This window comes from Streptomyces sp. NPDC059455, assembly GCF_042750115.1.
Taxonomy (GTDB): Bacteria; Actinomycetota; Actinomycetes; order Streptomycetales; family Streptomycetaceae; genus Streptomyces; species Streptomyces endocoffeicus.
Genome location: NZ_JBHYVB010000223.1, coordinates 1 through 17,732, shown reverse-complemented (window position 1 = coordinate 17,732; position 17,732 = coordinate 1). Strand labels below are relative to the sequence as shown.

The 17,732-nt window shown below is 73.1% G+C and carries 13 protein-coding genes; 2 read left to right on the top strand and 11 right to left on the bottom strand.

The annotated features are described in order from the left end of the window. Positions 1 to 87: 87 nt before the first annotated feature. The 4 genes from ACFXB5_RS45325 to ACFXB5_RS45310 form a co-directional block, all read right to left on the bottom strand. Positions 88 to 2,661: a [protein-PII] uridylyltransferase gene (locus ACFXB5_RS45325; RefSeq protein ID WP_385219767.1), complete on the bottom strand. Its 2,574-nt coding sequence runs from the start codon at positions 2,659 to 2,661 to the stop codon at positions 88 to 90. A 40-nt stretch (positions 2,662 to 2,701) separates the two neighbouring features. Beyond that, a complete protein-coding gene (locus ACFXB5_RS45320; protein WP_014055184.1) occupies positions 2,702 to 3,040 on the bottom strand; it encodes a P-II family nitrogen regulator in 339 nt (112 codons plus the stop codon). Then, entirely contained in the window at positions 3,037 to 4,329 is a 1,293-nt protein-coding gene (locus tag ACFXB5_RS45315; RefSeq protein WP_385219766.1) for an ammonium transporter, read from the bottom strand. The genes ACFXB5_RS45320 and ACFXB5_RS45315 overlap by 4 nt, the downstream gene beginning before the upstream one ends. A 207-nt stretch (positions 4,330 to 4,536) precedes the next feature. After that, a complete protein-coding gene (locus ACFXB5_RS45310) occupies positions 4,537 to 6,051 on the bottom strand; it encodes a hypothetical protein (RefSeq protein ID WP_385219764.1) in 1,515 nt (504 codons plus the stop codon). Between the two features lie 450 nt (positions 6,052 to 6,501). Here ACFXB5_RS45310 and ACFXB5_RS45305 point away from each other — a divergent pair, with 450 nt between their 5' ends. Continuing rightward, positions 6,502 to 7,173: a bifunctional DNA primase/polymerase gene (locus ACFXB5_RS45305; protein WP_385219762.1), complete on the top strand. Its 672-nt coding sequence runs from the start codon at positions 6,502 to 6,504 to the stop codon at positions 7,171 to 7,173. A 94-nt stretch (positions 7,174 to 7,267) separates the two neighbouring features. Here ACFXB5_RS45305 and ftsY read toward each other — a convergent pair whose 3' ends face one another. The 5 genes from ftsY to ACFXB5_RS45280 form a co-directional block, all read right to left on the bottom strand. Beyond that, complete coding sequence (ftsY, locus tag ACFXB5_RS45300; RefSeq protein ID WP_385219761.1) at positions 7,268 to 8,485, bottom strand: signal recognition particle-docking protein FtsY; 1,218 nt, start codon at positions 8,483 to 8,485, stop codon at positions 7,268 to 7,270. Between the two features lie 35 nt (positions 8,486 to 8,520). Continuing rightward, entirely contained in the window at positions 8,521 to 9,147 is a 627-nt protein-coding gene (locus ACFXB5_RS45295; RefSeq protein ID WP_385219759.1) for a response regulator, read from the bottom strand. A gap of 130 nt (positions 9,148 to 9,277) precedes the next feature. Next, positions 9,278 to 11,410, bottom strand: coding sequence for a sensor histidine kinase (locus ACFXB5_RS45290; RefSeq protein WP_385219758.1), 2,133 nt, complete (start codon positions 11,408 to 11,410; stop codon positions 9,278 to 9,280). Position 11,411: 1 nt separating this feature from the next. Further along, a complete protein-coding gene (locus ACFXB5_RS45285; protein ID WP_385219757.1) occupies positions 11,412 to 11,723 on the bottom strand; it encodes a hypothetical protein in 312 nt (103 codons plus the stop codon). A 131-nt stretch (positions 11,724 to 11,854) separates the two neighbouring features. Continuing rightward, the gene (locus tag ACFXB5_RS45280) at positions 11,855 to 12,265 is read right to left on the bottom strand and encodes a hypothetical protein (RefSeq protein WP_385219756.1); all 411 of its coding nucleotides are present in this window, start codon (positions 12,263 to 12,265) and stop codon (positions 11,855 to 11,857) included. A 204-nt stretch (positions 12,266 to 12,469) separates the two neighbouring features. Here ACFXB5_RS45280 and ACFXB5_RS45275 point away from each other — a divergent pair, with 204 nt between their 5' ends. Next, positions 12,470 to 13,456 (top strand): LLM class flavin-dependent oxidoreductase, encoded by a 987-nt coding sequence (locus ACFXB5_RS45275; protein WP_385219755.1) that lies wholly within the window; start codon positions 12,470 to 12,472, stop codon positions 13,454 to 13,456. Positions 13,457 to 13,499: 43 nt separating this feature from the next. Here the strand turns inward: ACFXB5_RS45275 and ACFXB5_RS45270 are convergent, their stop codons facing one another. Both ACFXB5_RS45270 and ACFXB5_RS45265 read right to left on the bottom strand, forming a co-directional pair. Then, positions 13,500 to 14,918, bottom strand: coding sequence for a sugar porter family MFS transporter (locus ACFXB5_RS45270; RefSeq protein ID WP_385219753.1), 1,419 nt, complete (start codon positions 14,916 to 14,918; stop codon positions 13,500 to 13,502). 213 nt (positions 14,919 to 15,131) lie between these two features. After that, positions 15,132 to 17,561: an AAA family ATPase gene (locus ACFXB5_RS45265; RefSeq protein ID WP_385219751.1), complete on the bottom strand. Its 2,430-nt coding sequence runs from the start codon at positions 17,559 to 17,561 to the stop codon at positions 15,132 to 15,134. Between the last annotated feature and the right edge of the window lie 171 nt (positions 17,562 to 17,732).

The window sequence follows — 17,732 nt, the reverse complement described above, 5'->3', positions numbered from 1 at the left end:
AGGCTCAGCCCCTCCCTGGCTCCGCTCCTCAAACGCCGGAGAGGCTGGGATGCCGCTCTCAAGCCCCGGAGGAGCTCAATCATGCCCTCAATCGCCGGGTGAGCCGGTCAGCGCGCGCTCGACTTGCTGGGCCACCTCGGCCGCGTGCATGGGTTTCAGGGGGGCGCCGGAGTCGTCTGTGACATAGAACGCGTCCACCGCGTTGGCGCCGAGGGTGGAGACGTGGGCGCTGCGGACCGCGACGCCGGCGTGTTCCAGTGCGCGGCCGATGCGGTGCAGCAGGCCGGGGGCGTCCTGGGCGCGGACCTCGATCACGGTGGCGAGCTGGGAGCTGCCGGGGGCGACCGTGACCCGGGGTGGTGGGGCGTGCACCCCGCTGCGGCGGGGGTACTTGCGGTAGGCGGCCTCGCGCTCGGCCAGGCGGGCGACGATGTCGAGCGAGCCGTCCAGGGCGCGGAGCAGGTCGTTCCGGAGCCGGGCGGCCTGGGGCAGCGAACCGTACTCGGCCGCCACCCGCCAGCTCAGCAGCAGCACCCCGCCCACCGCGCCCGCCGCGTCCAGCTCGGTCGGCAGTTCGACGGCGCGCAGGTCCGCCGCGCGCACCGTAAGGCGGTGCAGGGCGAGGACGCCGGCCGCCATGGCGAGGACGCCGGGCTGGTCGGGGACGGCGATGAGAAGTTCCACGCCGATCGGCTCGGGGCCGGTGGGCCCCTCCTCCGGCGGCCCTTCGGTGACGTCCGTAAGGAGGCCCGTTTCGCCGGGCGGCAGCGCCTCGGAGCGTGCGTGCAGGGCCAACACCGGGCCGCCGGTGCGCCATGCCTCGACCGCGAGGCGTTCCTGTTCGGCCGTGGTGTGCTGCGGGGTGGACAGGTCGTCCGCCGGTTCGCCCGCGAGCACCGCCGAGACCCGTTTGACCAGGTCGGCGACGAGGGAGCCGCGCCAGGCGCTCCAGGCCGCGGGGCCGGTGGCGAGGGCGTCGGCCTCAGTGAGGGCGTGCAGCAGTTCCAGAGTGGTGGCGCTGCCGACGGCCTCGGCGACCGAGCGCACCGTGGCCGGGTCGTCCAGGTCGCGGCGGGTGGCGGTCTCGACGAGCAGCAGATGGTGGCGTACGAGGGTGGCGAGGACCGCGACGTCCGCGCGGTCGAAGCCGATGCGGGCGGCGACATCGCGGGCGATGGTCTCCCCGGCCACCGAGTGGTCTCCGGGCCAGCCCTTGCCGATGTCGTGCAGCAGTGCGGCGACCAGCAGCAGATCGGGGCGGCCGACCCGGCGGCTGAGGGCGCTGGCCCGGACCGCGGTCTCGACCAGGTGCCGGTCCACGGTCCAGCGGTGGACGGGGTTGCGCTGCGGTCGGCAGCGCACCCGCTCCCAGTCCGGCAGCAGCCGGGTGATCAGCCCCTCGACCTCGAGGGCCTCCCACACTCCGACGGTGGACTCGCCCGCGCCCAGCAGCGTGATCAGCTGTTCCCTGGCCTCGGGCGGCCACGGCACGGGCAGCGGCCGGGCGGCGGCGGTCAGCCGCCGTACGGCGTGCAGGGACAGCGGTAGTCCGGCCTGGGCGGCGGCCGCGGCGGCCCGCAGGGGGAGCACCGGGTCACGGTCGGGGCGCGCGGCGCGGGCCAGCACCACCTCGCCGTCCTGCTCCACCACGCCCTCGGCGAGCGGGCTGCGCTCCCCCGCGTCCACGCCGCTTCCGGCGCCCCCGCGCCCGCCGCGGCCGCCCAGGAGGGCACGTAGCCGCGGCCGGGCGGCCGAGCGGGCGCGCAGCACCCGTTCGACCTCGCGCCAGGTGACATCGGAGGCGTAGGAGATGATCCGGGCGGATTCGTAGATCTGGCGCAGCAGGGCGTCGGCGTCCAGCAGTCCGAGGGCGCCCGCGACCTGGTCCTGCTCCTGGAGGGCGAGGCGCTCGGTGGCGCGGCCGGTTGACAAGTGGAGCACGTCGCGGGCGTCCAGCAGCCGCCGCCGCGCGTCGTCGAGGCCCTCGCGGGGGGCGTCGGCGAGCCAGGAGGCGGCGATGGCGCGCAGCGCGGTGGCGTCGCGGAGCCCGCCGCGGGCCTCCTTCAGATCGGGTTCGAGGAGGAACTGCAGCTCTCCGTGGCGCTCGGCGCGCTCCTGGCACAGCTCGTGGAGCTCGGGCAGCCGCCGCGGGGCCTGGGCCCGCCAGTCGCCGAGGACGGTGGTGCGCAGATCGGCGGTGAGCGCGGCGTCGCCCGCGATGTGGCGGGCGTCGAGCAGGCCGAGCTGGACCTTCAGATCCTCGGCGGCGGTCCCGCGGGCCTCGTCGGGGGTGCGCACGGAGTGGTCGAGGGCGAGGCCCATGTCCCAGACGGGGTACCAGATGTGGTCGGCGAGTGTGGCGAGGGCCGAACGGTCGGCGGAGCCGTCGTGCAGCAGCAGCACATCGAGGTCGCTGCGCGGGGAGAGTTCGCCGCGTCCGTAGCCGCCGACGGCCACCAGGGCGACGCCCCGGGCGATCCCGGCGGTCTCCGCGCCGCCGGTGAGCAGGGCGGCCAGCCACTGGTCGGTGAGTTCGGCCAGGGCGGTGCGGCGCGGTGCCCCGGACCGCGACTCCTCCTGGAGGAGTCGCAGCCGCGCCGCCGCGTAGCCGCCGGGCCCCGAGTCGGTGGTGTGGGTCGTGGTCTCGAGGCTGTCCGTCAACTCGGCTCCCTGTCCGCGTGCCACTGGTGGTCCGGAGGGGTCAGAGGGCGTCCGGGCCGCGCTCCCCGGTGCGGACGCGGACCGCGGTCTCGACGGGGACGCTCCAGACCTTGCCGTCCCCGATCTTTCCGGTGCGGGCGGCCTTGACCACGACGTCGACGAGGTCATCGGCGTCCTCGTCCTCGACCAGCACCTCTATGCGCACCTTGGGCACCAGGTCGACGGTGTACTCCGCGCCCCGGTAGACCTCGGTGTGGCCGCGCTGACGGCCGTAGCCGCTGGCCTCGGTGACGGTCAGCCCCTGGACGCCGAACGCCTGCAGCGCTTCCTTGATCTCGTCGAGCCGGTGCGGCTTCACTACTGCGGTGATGAGCTTCACGCGTCCACCTTCTTGTCGTGCGGCTTCTGCGGCGCGGACGCGCCGGCCTGGCCCGCGGCGGGCACCGTACTACGGGGGGACCCGCCCACCGCGCTGAAGTCGTAGGCGGTCTCGGCGTGGAACGCCTGGTCGACGCCGCCGAGCTCATCGTCCTCACTGGCCCGCAAGCCGATGGTGACGTGGATGAGCTTGGCCAGGATCCAGGAGACGGCGAAGGAGTAGAGCAGCACCGTGAAGGCGCCGAGGGCCTGCTTGCCCAGCTGGGTCATGCCGCCGACGCCGTCGGTGGCCAGGACGCCGACCAGGAGGGTGCCGATGAGGCCGCCGACCAGGTGCACCCCGACCACGTCGAGCGAGTCGTCGTAGCCCAGCTTGTACTTGAGGCTGACGGCCCAGGAGCAGACGACTCCGGCCACCAGGCCGATCACGATGGCGCCCCAGGCGTTGACCGCCGCGCCGGAGGGGGTGATGGCGACCAGGCCCGCGACCGCGCCGGAGGCGGCGCCCAGGGTGGTGAACGCGCCGTGCCGGATGCGCTCGTAGGCGAGCCAGCCGAGCATGGCGACGCCGGTGGCGATCTGGGTGTTGAAGGCCATGTTGGCGGCGGTCCCGTTGGCGGCGAGGGCGGAACCGGCGTTGAAGCCGAACCAGCCGAACCACAGCAGACCGGAGCCGAGCATCACCAGCGGCAGGTTGTGCGGGCGCATCGGGTCCTTCTTGAAGCCGATGCGCTTGCCGAGCACCAGGGCCACGGCGAGGCCCGCGGCGCCCGCGTTGATGTGCACCGCCGTGCCGCCCGCGAAGTCGATGACCTCCTTCTTGAACAGCCAGCCGTCGGCTTGCCAGACCCAGTGCGCGACCGGGAAGTAGACGACCGTGGCCCACAGGGTGATGAAGAGCGCCCAGGCGCCGAACTTGACGCGGTCGGCGACGGCTCCGCTGATCAGCGCGGGGGTGATCACCGCGAACATCAGCTGGAAGAGCGCGAAGGCCAGGACCGGGATCGCGTCCGGCTTCTCGCCCCACAGCGAGGTCGGGTCGATGCCCTTGAATCCGATGTGGTCGAGATTGCCCAGCAACCCGCCGCCGACGTCATCGCCGAAGGTGAGCGAGTAGCCGAACAGCACCCACAGCAGCGAGACGACGCCGAGCGAGATGAAGGACATCATCAGCATGTTCAGGACGCTCTTCACCCGCACCATGCCGCCGTAGAACAAGGCCAGGCCGGGGGTCATCAGCATCACGAGCGCGGCGCTGATCAAGACGAACGCTGTATTTGCGCCATTCAATGTGGACGTCTCCTCGAAGCGACGGCCCGTGCGGGCAGGACATCGGTGGGCCGGTATTCGCCTCGAGGTTGGCGCAGCGCCGTTTCAGCCGATGCCCCTCGATGTTTCACCGCAGTGACGAAGGACGCGGGAGTGTTACGTGGCGGTGAACCGCGGTGGGCGGGCCGGAGCCCTCCGTTACGGTGTCGCGATCATCACCGGAGCCGCTCAGACGGCCTGGCCGGGGCCGGTCGTCTCGGGGGTGTCGGGCATGAGGGTGGCCAGCCGCTCACTGAGATCGGTGACCTCCGGCACGTCGCCGAACTGGCGCACCGCCGTGTCCACGGTCTTGCGCAGCCGGTTGTTGACCCGCTCCGAGCGCACCCGCTTGGCGAGCGGCAGCGCCTCGCGGGCGACCGCGGCGGCCTGCTCGGGCTGCTTCTGGAGAAGGTGAACAGTGGCCATGCCGATCAGGTTGAGCGCATACGAACGCTGGGGGCCGGACTGGTTCTCGGTCTCCTGGCCGAAGAGCTGCACGGCCTTGCGCATCACCGGGTCGGCCATCTTGGCGTAGGTGGGGCTGCGGCCGGCCACATAGGCGAGGTCGCGGTAGGAGTGGGCGTTCTCCGCGTTGAGCTCGGCTTCGGAGAAGAAGCGGATCCAGTCCGGGTCGCCGTCGCCCCCGGCGGATTCGGCGAAGGTGTCCTCCGCCATCTTCACGGCGCGGTGGCACTTGCTGGGCTGGCCCATATTGGCGTAGGCGCGGGCCTCCATCGCATACAGCATGGCCTGGGTGCGCGGCGTGGCGTTCTCCCGGCTGCCGTACTGCGCGAGGTGGATCAGCTCCAGCGCGTCGTCGGGCCGCCCGACGTGGATCATCTGCCGGCTCATGCTGGAGAGGACATATGAACCGAGGGGGCGGTCGCCGGACTCCTTGGCGGCGTGGAGGGCGAGCACGAAGTACTTCTGCGCGGTGGGCTGGAGCCCGATGTCGTAGCTCATCCACCCGGCCAGCTGGGCGAGCTCGCCCGCGACCTTGAACAGCCGCCGGGAGACCGCGTCCGGATGCGGCTCCTGGAGCAGGTCGGTGACCTCGTGCAACTGGCCGACCACCGCCTTGCGGCGCAGCCCGCCCCCGCACTGGGCGTCCCAGGCGCGGAACATCACGATGGTGGACTCCAGCAGCTCCAGCTCGGGCACGGAGAGCCGGGAGACCCGGCGCGCGCGACCGCCGTCGGCCGCCCGGGCGCCGCCGGACTGTCCGCTCGTCGAGGGCACCAGCCAGCGCTGCATGGGCTCGATGAGGGCGGGGCCCGCGGACAGCGAGAGCGAGGTGCCGAGGAAGCCGCGGCGGGCCAGCATCAGATCGCTGCGGGAGAACTCGCCGATCAGCGCGACGGTTTCGGGCCCGGCCCAGGGAAGGTCCACCCCGGACACGGACGGTGACCGGTGGACGGCGCGCAGCCCGAGGTCCTCGATGCCGACCACACAGCCGAAGCGCTCGGAGAACAGCTCGGAGAGGATCTGCGGAATCGGCTCGCGGGGCTGCTCGCCGTCCAGCCAGCGGCGCACCCGCGAGGTGTCCGTGCTGATGTGGTGGGCACCTAACTGCCGCGCTCTCCGGTTGACTTGGCGCGCCAGCTCCCCCTTCGACCAGCCGCTGCGCACGAACCACGACCCCAATTGCGCATTGGGGCGCTTCCCAGCACCGCCGCCGCCGTCGCCCACCCGGAACGCCCCCATCCCACGAATCTTCCCGAACCGCCACCAGAATGCCTTCTGTCACGGTCAGTTGTCCCCGGGATGCGGCGCATCAACCGTCCAGACGGGGAACCGCCTCATGCCAGTGGCATGTACCGATCCGTACTCCGCCCGTCGTCAGCTCGCATTCGAGCGAGCGCCGTTTCCAGGGACTGTGCACTGAAAGTAATCCTACGATCACGCCTCCGGCGAGGCGGTTCCCGAAAACGCCACCATTCGCCACCCCTTCGAATGAACCCGGTTGCCGTTTCCCACGATTCACTTGACACCGAGGCGACGGGAACAGGTGAAGGGGTGCACGTGGGGGCGCACGGGTCGCGTCTCACCACCTCCGTCACATCGGAGCGCACACCACCGCACCTCATCGGCGACGGAGCGTCATCGTGACGCTCCGGCTCGTAACCATCGAGAGCGGGACCCGTTGGAGGGGGCATGGGCTTCACGATCGGCGGCATCCGGGACATGCGGTCCGGCTCACGGCGCCGCGGCCGTACGTCCGAGTCCACGACGGTGGCGGAGTACACCGGTCTGTGGGGCTGGGACGTGGTGCCGGGCGCGCGGGCGGCACGGGGCTCGGGCGGCGGCAGAAACGAATGTTCATGCGGTGACCGGGACTGTCCCTCCCCCGGGGCGCATCCGCTCGCCTTCGCCCCCGGCGTCCCGGCGGGCGCCACGCTGGACGCCGCCGCGGCCGCGTGGGAGCGGGTCCCCGGGGCGGCCGTACTGCTGCCCGCGGGCCGCTCGTTCGACGTCCTGGAGGTCTCGGAGTACGCGGGCGGACACGCGCTGGTCCGGCTGGAGCGGATGGGGCTGCCCCTCGGCCCGGTGGCGGCCACCCCGCACGGGCGCGCCCAGTTCTTCGTCGCCCCCGGCGCCGCCGCCGAACTTCCCGAGCTGCTGTACCGCATGGGGTGGGACGACGCCGACCTCGATCTGCGCTGCCTGGGCGCGGGCGACCACATCACCGCCCCGCCCTCGGACCTCGGCGGCCTCGGACCGGTCCGCTGGCTGCGCCCGCCGACCCTCGACACCGCGGGCCGCCCGCCGCACGCCCGGCTGGTCCTGGGGACCCTGGCCTATTTGAGTCATCGGGCCGGGGGCTGAAGGCGGCTCGTCCCTTACGTGCGAACGCCGGACGGGCCGGGAGTTCAACCCCGGCCCGTCCGGCGCGATACGGGTAATCCCCCCATCACCGGCCTCAGCCGCCGATCAGCGCGTCGACGAACGCCTCCGGCTCGAACGGCGCGAGATCGTCCGCGCCCTCGCCCAGCCCCACCAGCTTGACCGGGACGTTCAGCTCACGCTGGACCGCCACCACGATGCCGCCCTTGGCCGTGCCGTCCAGCTTGGTCAGCACGATGCCGGTGATGTCCACCACCTCCGCGAACACCCGCGCCTGCACCAAGCCGTTCTGCCCGGTCGTGGCGTCCAGGACCAGCAGCACCTCGTCCACCGCGCCGTGCTTCTCCACGACCCGCTTGACCTTGCCCAGCTCGTCCATCAGACCGGTCTTGGTGTGCAGCCGCCCGGCGGTGTCGATCAGGACGACATCCGCGCTCTCGGCGATGCCCTCCTTCACCGCGTCGAAGGCGACCGACGCCGGATCGCCGGCCTCCGGACCCCGGACCGTACGGGCACCGACCCGCTCGCCCCAGGTCTGCAGCTGATCGGCGGCAGCCGCGCGGAAGGTGTCGGCCGCGCCGAGCACCACCGACTTGCCGTCGGCCACGAGCACCCGGGCCAGCTTGCCGGTCGTGGTCGTCTTACCGGTGCCATTGACGCCGACGACCATGACGACGCCCGGCTTCTCCTCACCGTTCGCGCCCACACCGCTCTCGGTGTGCACCGAACGGTCGGCCTCGGTGCCGATGAGGTGCAGCAGCTCCTCGCGCAGCAGACCGCGCAGCTCGTCGGGCGTACGGGTGCCGAGCACCTTCACACGCTCCCGCAACCGCTCGACCAGCTCCTGCGTCGGCGCCACACCGACGTCCGCGGTCAGCAGCGTGTCCTCGACCTCCTCCCAGGTCTCGTCGTCGAGGTGTTCCCGGGACAGCAGCGTCAGCAGCCCCTTGCCCAGAGTGTTCTGGGAACGGGACAGCCGGGCGCGCAGCCGGACCAGCCGGCCGGCCGAAGGCTCCGGGACCTCGATCGGCGGGACCTCGGGCGCGGGCGCTTCCGCGGTCGCGGCCTGGGCCTCGGCGCCCGGAAGATCCACCTCCTCGATGGTTCTGCGTGGTTCCTCACGCGGGGTTTCGGCCTCCTCGCCGACGTGCGGTTCGGCGGGCGGCGCGGTGACGGTGGGGCTGCTCGGCGGGGGCGGGGGCAGCCGCTTCTTCTTGCGGCCGCTGATCACGAGCCCGCTGATCGCGGCGACCGCGACCACAGCGATGACTACGGCAAGGATGAGGTATTCCATAACGCCCCCCAGTATCAGCCACGAGGGGGAGCGAGTCATTCGCCTCCCAGCCCGGCCTGCCGGGCGCGCACAATCGCCTGGGCACGGTCCCGCACCTGAAGCTTGGCGAAGATCGATCCGACGTGGTTGCGCACCGTCTTGTCCGTCACCACCAGCCGCTGGGCGATCTGGCGATAGCCGAGCCCGGCCGCGAGCAGATCCAGCACCTCCAGCTCCCGGGCGGTCAGCGTCGGGAACGCCTCCTTCGCGGACGCCGAGCCCGACGCGCCGACCAGCACCCCGAGCCGCTCGGCCATCCGCGGGCTGAAGACCGCGCCGCCGCGCGCCACGGTGTGCAGGGCCCGCAGGATCTCGTCCCGGCCCGCGCCCTTGAGGAGATAGCCACGGGCCCCGGCGCGCAGGGCGGCCAGCAGACTGTCGTCGTCCTCCGACATCGTCATGACCAGCACCCGGATCTCGGGGTGATCGCACAGGATCCGCCGGGTCGCCTCCAGCCCGGACCGGCCCGGCAGCGCGAGATCCATCATCACCAGATCCGGGCCGGTGCGCACGGCCTCGGCCATCGCCCCGTCGGCGCAGGCCGCCTGGCCGACGACCGTGAACGCGTCGTCGAGATTGACGGCGGCGGCCAGCCCCTCCCGAAAGAGGGGATGATCGTCCACCAGCAACACCCTCCACTGCACGCCTCGCTCGCCTTTCTTTTTAGGCTCGGTTCGCTTCCGGGGCGCCTCAGTCTCCCCCAGCTACCGCTGGGAGGTGCCCCCTGCCGGAAGACCTCAGCGCGCAAAAGCCTTACGGCGCCCGGCTCATCGATCTACTGGTCTTGAGGAGGGCCCGGCAGGCCTCGTGCCCGGTCGGCTTCCGGTGCTCCTCCGGGTTGCCGTGTTCGCCCGGGCCCGCGAGGGGCAGTACCGCGTGGACCACCGTGCCGGTCGCCGATCCGGTCACCGAGCAGGAGCCGCCGATCTCCTCGGCCCGTTCGGTGACCGAGGCGAGGCCGACGCCGGGCACCGCGGTCTCGCGCAGGCCGCTGCCGTCGTCGGTGACCTTGACCTCGAGGGTGTCCGGGCCCGCGGTCAGCTCGACGCTCACCTGGCGTGCCCGGGCGTGCCGTACGGCGTTGGTCAGCGACTCCGCCGCGATCCGGTACGCGGCCGTCTCCACCCCGGGCGACAGCGGGGGCAGCGCGGCGGGGCGGCTGGCCACGCTGACCCGCAGGCCGTCGACGCCCAGCCGGTGCGCCAGGTCGCGGACCGCACCGGCCAGCCCGCGCTCGGCCAGCGCGGCCGGGGCCAGGCCCGCGGTGATCCGCCGCACCTCGACCAGGGCTTCGGCGAGCGTCTCGGCGGCCTCGCACAGCTGCGGGGTGGCGGGGTGGCCGGGCGGGCAGGAGGTCTGGGCGATGTCCAGGCGCAGCCTTACGGCGGCCAGTTGGGGGCCGAGTCCGTCGTGGATCTCCCGGCGCAGCCGGCGGCGCTCCTGTTCGCGGGCGAGCACCAGGCGCTCGCGGGCGGCCTGGGCCTCCTCGGCCAGGCGCAGCGCGGCGAGCGCGGGGGCGGCCTGGTCGGCGAGGAGGGAGAGCAGTCCGCTGTCGCGTTCGGCCGGGGTGCCGGAGCCGTCGCGGGAGACCTCCAACCGGCCGACGGTGCGGCCGTGGTGGCGCAGCAGGAACGTCTGGACCGCGCCGGTCAGCGGGGCCCCCGCGGAGGCCAGCCGCCGGGGCCCGGCCCGGGTGTCGACGCTGACGGCGGCGCCCGAGACGCCGAGGTCCTCCACGGCGCTGCGGCAGATCTGCTGGGGCACCTCGCCGGGGTGCGGGGCCTGTTGGAGCCGTACGGCGAGGGCGCTCACGGCCTCGTGCGGGCGGGCCCGGGGCCCGTAGAAGGCGCGCTCGACGCAGAGGGTGAGCTTGCGGGCGCTGGGCCGCAGTCCCCAGCCCAGCACCAGGGCGCAGCCGGCGGTGATGGTGGTGGCCCCGCTGCGTACGGAGGGGAGTCCGGCCTGGACGGCGACGACCGCGCAGACCACCACGGCGGCCAGCGAGGTGAGCACGAAGGCGCGGGCGAGGCGGTGGCTGGTGGAGCGGTCCAGCCGCCATATGCCGGTGCGGGCGACGCCGAGGCATATCGCGGCGGCCCATACGGCGCTGCCGACCGTACGGGCCACGATCGTGGGCACGCCCTCGCCCCACTGGGACAGCAGGAGCGAGACGCAGGCGGGGTAGGCGGCGGCCAGCAGCGCCCAGTCGCGCCGCTCGGCACCGCGTGAGAGGGCGGCGCGGCAGCACAGGGCGGCGGTCACGGCCGCGGCGACGCTGCGCAGCACCCAGGGTTCGGCCTCGGCGTAGGCGTCGAGGTGGTCGAAGGCCCACTGGCCGCTCGCGGTGGAGAACGCCGGGTTGGCCACGGAGCCCACCCGGGGCTCGCTGATCAGCCACAGCCCCGCGTACCCCAGCCAGTAGCCGGACGCGCCCAGGCTGATCACCCACCACTGCCACCGCCGGCGCCCGCCCCGGGGGAACAGCCACAGCGGCAGCAGCAGTACGGTCAGCGGGCGGCAGGCCATCTTGGCGGCGGCGAGCAGCAGGGACAGCACGGCGCCCGTGGTGCCCAGGTCGGCCAGGCCCAGCAGTCCGGCGGCGGCCGAGGGCAGCAGCCACAGGCCGCCGGCCACCAGCAGGACGCCGCCGTAGCGCCGGGCCGAGCGCTCGGCGAGCAGCAGCACGCCGACGCCCAGCACCGGGACGCCCACGGCGACCCTGGTCAGCACGGTGGCGCCCCGGGGGTCGGGGTAGACGAGCGCGAGCCACTCGTCGTTGACCCGCAGCAGCCCGGCCACCCAGCCGGCCAGGACCACCACGATCAGTGCCGATACCCCGCCCGCGGCGCACACGGCGCGGTCCTTCGGCAGTGCGGCCTGTCGCATCTCAACCGGCGGCCGGCCCGGTGGTCCGGGCGCGCGCGGCGCCGGAGCCGCCGCCTCTGACCCACAGCGTGACGTAGTTGTCGTTGCGGCCGGGGCGGCACTTGTACTCGGCCCACTTGTGCCGTTCGACACCGGCCTTGCCCGCGCGCTTGCAGGCCGCGGTGGTGTCGTAGTGCCCCGCCTCCCACCAGTCGGTGTCGGCGGACGTGGCGGCATGGGAGGAGGCGGTGGCGGGGGAGGCGGCCGCGGTCCACATGACGGCCCCGGCGCTCAGGCCGAGGGCGATCGCCGTGCGGATTCGGGTAGGGCGCATGGTCGTTCTCCTTGTGTCTCGCCCGAGCACTACCCGCCACCGCGGCCGTGAAGTGCGCGGATGCCCCGGCCCACCCGAACCGGTGACCTCCTAGCACCCCCGTTTCCATCGGCGGCGCCGGTCTCCGGTGCTCACCCCACGAGCAGTAGTACGGCCACCGCGATCGTCTCCGCCTCTCCGTAAGGCAGTCCGAAGCGCATCAGGGCGAGCATGATGGGCTGTGCCGCCCAGACCTCCAGCGTGTCGAGGAAGTTCGCGAGCCGGTGGGCGTAGCGGCGCACCATGGCGGTCTCGCGGGGGCTGAGCCGGCTGAGCAGCTTGGCCAGCAGCGCGCCCCCGTGGCGGAGGGCGGTCACCAGCAGCCGCTGCCGGATGAGCCGCGCCGCCTCGGGGTCGGGGCCGGTGCGGGTGGTGTCGCCGGAGAAGAGCAGGGCCTTGGCGGTTTCCAGGGGTCCGGGGTCGCCGGCGGTCTGCCGGACCCGGGTGATGAGATCGTCGATGTCGGCCGCGGTGATGAGCGTTTCCCCCGTGCTGATCGTCACGCGCCCCTCCTCAGTTGGTGTGTGCGGGCTGTGGCCCATGGGGCGGGCCGACCCTCACCATCGGCCGCCCCGCGTCCCAGGCACATGAGTCATCCGCCCCGGCCGTGCCCGTGCGGTGGGCCGAATGGGCCATGACGGTGGTTATTTGACGGTCCGTCAGCTACGGTCCGGCTGCCGCGTTCCATGACGAAGGAGGACATCCGCATGCCCGTCACGGTCGTACGCCTCAACCTCGTCGATCCCGACGCGACCCCGCGCGGCCTGTCCGAGCGGTACCGCGCCGCGCTGGAGATGGCGGCCTTCGCCGATGAGCGGGGCGTCTCCACCCTCCAGACCGAGGAGCACCACGGGTCCCCCGACAACTGGCTGCCCGCCCCGCTGGCCTTCGCGGGCACGCTGCTGGGCGCCACCCGCCGGATCACCGTCACCGTCTCGGCGCTGATCGCGCCGCTGTACGACCCGCTGCGGCTCGCCGAGGACCTCGCCGTGCTGGATCTGGCCAGTGGCGGGCGGCTGATCACGGTGGCGGGGATCGGCTACCGGCCGGAGGAGTACGCGACCCTGGGCACGGACTGGAAGCGGCGCGGCGCGCTGCAGGACGAGGTGCTGGAGACGCTGCTCGCGGCCTGGACGGGCGAGCCCTTCGAGCACCGGGGCCGCACCGTCCGGATCACCCCGCGTCCGTACACCCGGCCGCATCCGCCGCTGCTGATCGGCGGCAGTTCCCAGGCGGCGGCCCGCCGCGCGGCCCGCCTCGGCCTGCCGTTCTTCCCGAGCGCGCATCTGCCGGAGCTGGAGGCGTACTACCACGCGCGGCGGGAGGAGTACGGCACCGAGGGCTGGTGTCTGATGCCCCCGGCGGCCACCCCGCTGCTGCATCTGTCCGAGGACCCGGACCGGGCCTGGGAGGAGTACGGCGCCCATCTGCTGTACGAGGCGCGCAGGTACGCCTCCTGGCAGCAGGGCACGGTGCGCTCGGCGGTGCGTTCACGGGCCGAGGACGTGGCGGCGCTGCGCCGTGAGGGCGTCTACCGCATCGTCACCCCGGAGGAGTGCGTGGCGCTGGCGGAGGAGGGCGGCGAGATGGCGAGTCTGGTGCTCCATCCGCTGTGCGGTGGGATGCCGGTCGAGGAGGGCTGGCGGTCCCTGCGGCTGTTGGCGGAACGAGTGCTGCCCCGCCTCAAGGACTGAGGCGGGGCAGTTCTCCTGTGCGAGGAGTGGGCGGCGGGGGGATTTAGCCCATCTCCTCCAACGCCTTGCCCTTGGTCTCCGGCACCCACTTGAGGATGAACGGGATCGAGAGCAGGGCGAAGGCCGTGTACATGATGTACGTACCCGACAGGTTCCAGTCCGACAGGCTCGGGAAGCTGGCGGTGATGGCCCAGTTGGCGATCCACTGGGCGGAGGCGGCGACACCGAGGGCGGCGGCGCGGATCTTGTTCGGGAACATCTCGCCGAGCAGGACCCAGACCACCACGCCCCACGAGAGGGCGAAGAAGAGCACGAAGGAGTGGGCCGCGATCAGCGCCAGGACACCCTCCGCGTGCGGCAGCTTGCCGTCCACCAGGTGCGCCGAGAAGGCCCAGGCCACCAGGGAGAGGGAGACGGCCATGCCCACGGAGCCGATGAGCGCGAGCGGCTTGCGGCCGACCCGGTCGACGAAGATCATCGCGATCACGGTGCCGAGGATGTTGATGATTGACGTGGTGAAGGAGTAGAAGAACGAGCTGCTCGGGTCGACACCGACGGACTGCCACAGCGTCGAGGAGTAGTAGAACGCCACGTTGATGCCGACGAGCTGCTGGAAGACCGAGAGCCCGACGCCGATCCACACGATGGGCAGCAGACCGAACCGGCCGCCGAGGAGGTCCTTGAAGGTCGACTTCTCCTCACCGCGCATGGCCCGGTCGATCTCGGCGACCCGCACATCGAGGTCCACGGTCTTGCCCTCGACCTCCGCCAGGACCTGCTTGGCTTGGGCGGTGCGGCCGACGGAGATCAGGAAGCGGGGCGACTCGGGGATGGCGAAGGACAGCAGCCCGTAGAGGACGGCGGGGATGACCATGACGCCGAGCATCCACTGCCATGCCTCCAGGCCGGCGATCTGCCCGCGCTGGTCGCCGTCGGCCATGTTGAGGATGCCCCAGTTGACGAGCTGGGAGATGGCGATGCCGACGACGATCGCGGCCTGCTGGAAGGAGGCGAGCCGGCCGCGGTAGGCGGGCGGGGCGACCTCGGCGATGTAGGCCGGGCCGATCACCGAGGCCATGCCGATGCCGACGCCGCCGAGCACCCGCCAGAAGGCCAGGTCCCACAGCGAGAAGGGCAGCGCCGAGCCGACCGCGCTGATCGTGAAGAGGGCGGCGGCGATCTGCATGACGCGGATCCGGCCGATCCGGTCGGCTATCCGGCCCGCGGTGGCGGCGCCGATGGCCGAGCCGATCAGGGCGATGGCCACGACCTGGGCGAGGGCCGCGGAACCGATGTCGTACTTGCCGCGGATGGCTTCGACCGCTCCGTTGATCACCGAGCTGTCGTAGCCGAAGAGAAAGCCGCCCATCGCGGCGGCTGCGGTGATGAAGATGACGTGGCCGAGGTGATCCGGCTGGGCCTTGCGGCCCTCGGCTCCCTGTGCCTGCACGGTGGTGGACAACGTGAACTCCTGACGCCCGCCCGGCAACGGCGCCGGACGTGGGGGGACGGCTGACCCTTCCAGCGGAGGCTGAGGCGTCGACCACCACTTGAAGGTAAAAGCAACGTTGCAGAGACTATTCCTTCAAGTTTCGAAGTCAATAGGGTGTGACGAAGAAATCGCTCCAGCATGCCGACACGCGGGGGCAAGGCTTGACTTCAAGTATTGAATCGGTCACCGCAGGCGCTGGCTGATGACCTTCGAGACGCCGTCACCCTGCATGGAGACGCCGTACAACGCGTCGGCGACCTCCATGGTCCGCTTCTGGTGGGTGATCACGATCAGCTGGGAAGCCTCCTGGAGCTCCTGCATGATCCGGATCAGCCGCTGCAGATTGGTGTCGTCGAGCGCCGCCTCGACCTCGTCCATCACATAGAACGGGCTCGGCCGCGCCTTGAAGATCGACACCAGCAGGGCCACGGCGGTCAGCGAGCGCTCACCGCCCGAGAGCAGCGACAGCCGCTTGACCTTCTTGCCCGGCGGCCGGGCCTCCACATCCACGCCCGTGGTCAGCATGTTCTCGGGGTCGGTCAGCACCAGCCGCCCCTCCCCGCCCGGGAACAGCCGCGAGAAGACGCCCTCGAACTCGCGCGCGGTGTCCCGGTACGCCTCCGTGAAGACCTGCTCGACCCGCTCGTCGACCTCCTTGACCACCTGGAGGAGATCCGCCCGGGTCTTCTTGAGGTCCTCCAGCTGTTCGCTCAGGAACTGATGCCGCTCCTCCAGCGCCGCGAACTCCTCGAGCGCCAGCGGATTGACCTTGCCGAGCTGCTGGTACGCGCGCTCCGCGGCCTTCAGCCGCTTCTCCTGCTGCGCTCTGACGTAACGCACCGGCTGGTTGCGCGGATGCTCCCCCGCGGCGGAGCCGCTATCGGATGCAGTCTCCGGCAGCACCTCCCCTTCCGCAGGAAGGGACGGCGGGACGAGCTGGTCGGGGCCGTATTCGGCGATCAGCCCGGCCGGTTCGACGCCCAGCTCCTCCAGCGCCTTGGTCTCCAGCTGCTCGATCCGCATCCGCTTCTCGGCACCCAGCACCTCGCCCCGGTGCACCGAGTCGGTCAGCTTGTCCAGCTCGCTCTTGAGATCACGCCCCTGGCCACGGGCGGCGACCAGCTCCCGCTCGCGCTCGGCCTTGGCGCGCTCCGCGGCGTCCCGCTCCTGCTCGGCCCGTACCAACGACACCTCGACATGCGCCAGCAGCTGGCGGGCGCCGGAGGCCACGGCCGATGCCACCTCGGCCTCGTGGCGCAGCCGGGCGCGCCGTTCCTCGGCGCGCGCCCGGGCCTCGCGCTCGGCGCGCGCGCCCCGGTCGAGCGCGTCGGCCCGCCCCGCGAGCCCCTTGACGCGCTCCTCATGCGTACGGACCTGGAGCCGCGCCTCCATCTCGGTCTGCCGGGCGTTGGCGCCGTCGGCCGCCAGCCGGTCGCGTACGGAGGTGTCGGGCTCCTCCTCACCCGGCTCCTCCTCCGCCACGGCCAGCCGCTCGGCGAGCTCCTCGGCCTCCCCGGTCGCCCGCTCCAACGCCTCCTCGGCCCTGGCGACCGCCGCGGTGCTCCGCTCGGCCTCCCCGGCGGCCCCGCGCGCCTGCCCGGCCAACCGGCCCAGCGACTGCGCGACCCGCGACTTCTCCCGGTCCGCCGCGCTCCGGCGGCCCGCGAGCTCCTCCACGAGCGCCAGGCACTCGGCCCGCCGCTCCTGCGCCGCGCGCTGCGCCCCGGCCAGCTCCTCGCACCGCACGGCGAGCCGCTCGAGCTCCGCCGCGGCCTCGTCGACGGACGCCTGCACCTCCAGCAGCGTGGGCGCCCCGGCGGACCCGCCCTGTGCGAAGTGCGCCCCGAGCAGATCGCCCTCGGCGGTCACGGCCGTCAACTCCGGCCGCCGCGTGAGGAGTTCCTCGGCCTCCTCCAAGCCCTCGACCACCACCATGCCGTCGAGCAACCGCCTTACGGCGGGCAGCAGCGCGGCCGGCCCGGCCACCAGATCCGCCACCCGCGGCAACGCTTCGACGGCCGCGGCCTTCCCGTCCGGCTCGCCCCCGGGTCCGACACCCGGTACGGCCGCCTCTCCCCCGGCGGGCTGCGGCACCCGCGCGGAAACGGCCGCCGCGGACGCCCCACCGGCGGCGGCGACCGTGACACCGGGCGCCGAAGCGGCTGGGGCGCCGTCAGACGCCGTACGGGCATCGCGGCCCTCGCCCCCGGACGCCTCCGGCCACGCACCCGGCACCACGGGCCGGTCCGCGCCGGGCCCCGCGGACGCGCTCGCGGCACCCGTATCGCCCCGGCTCGCGGCCTCCGTATCGCCCCGGCTCGCGGCCTCCGTATCGCCCCGGCTCGCGGCCTCCGTGTCGTCCCGGCGCGCGGCCTCCGTGTCGTCCCGGCGCGCGGCCTCCGTGTCGTCCCGGCGCGCGGAGTCGGCCCCCGGCAACCGCGTGCCGGGCACGGCGGCGCCGCCGCCCGCCACGTCGGGAGACGCCCCCGCACCATCGGCGGCGGCCAGCGGCGCGCCCGGACCGCCGGGCTCCGGCGCACCACCCGGCCGAGGGCCCTCATCGGAGCCGGAGAACCCGGTCACCGGACCGTCCGGGGACCGCGTGCCCGGCACGGCGGCAGCGCCGTCAGCCGTCTCGGGGGAGCCCTCCGGCGTGGGCGCGGCAGCCGGGAAACCGGCCCCCGGCCTGGGGGTTTTGGGGGGCGCGGGCGCCGCCCCGCCCGCCTCGAAAGGTGGGACCAAGGCGCCGGGCGCCGCCCGGGGGGGCGGCGCGGGGGGGGGGGG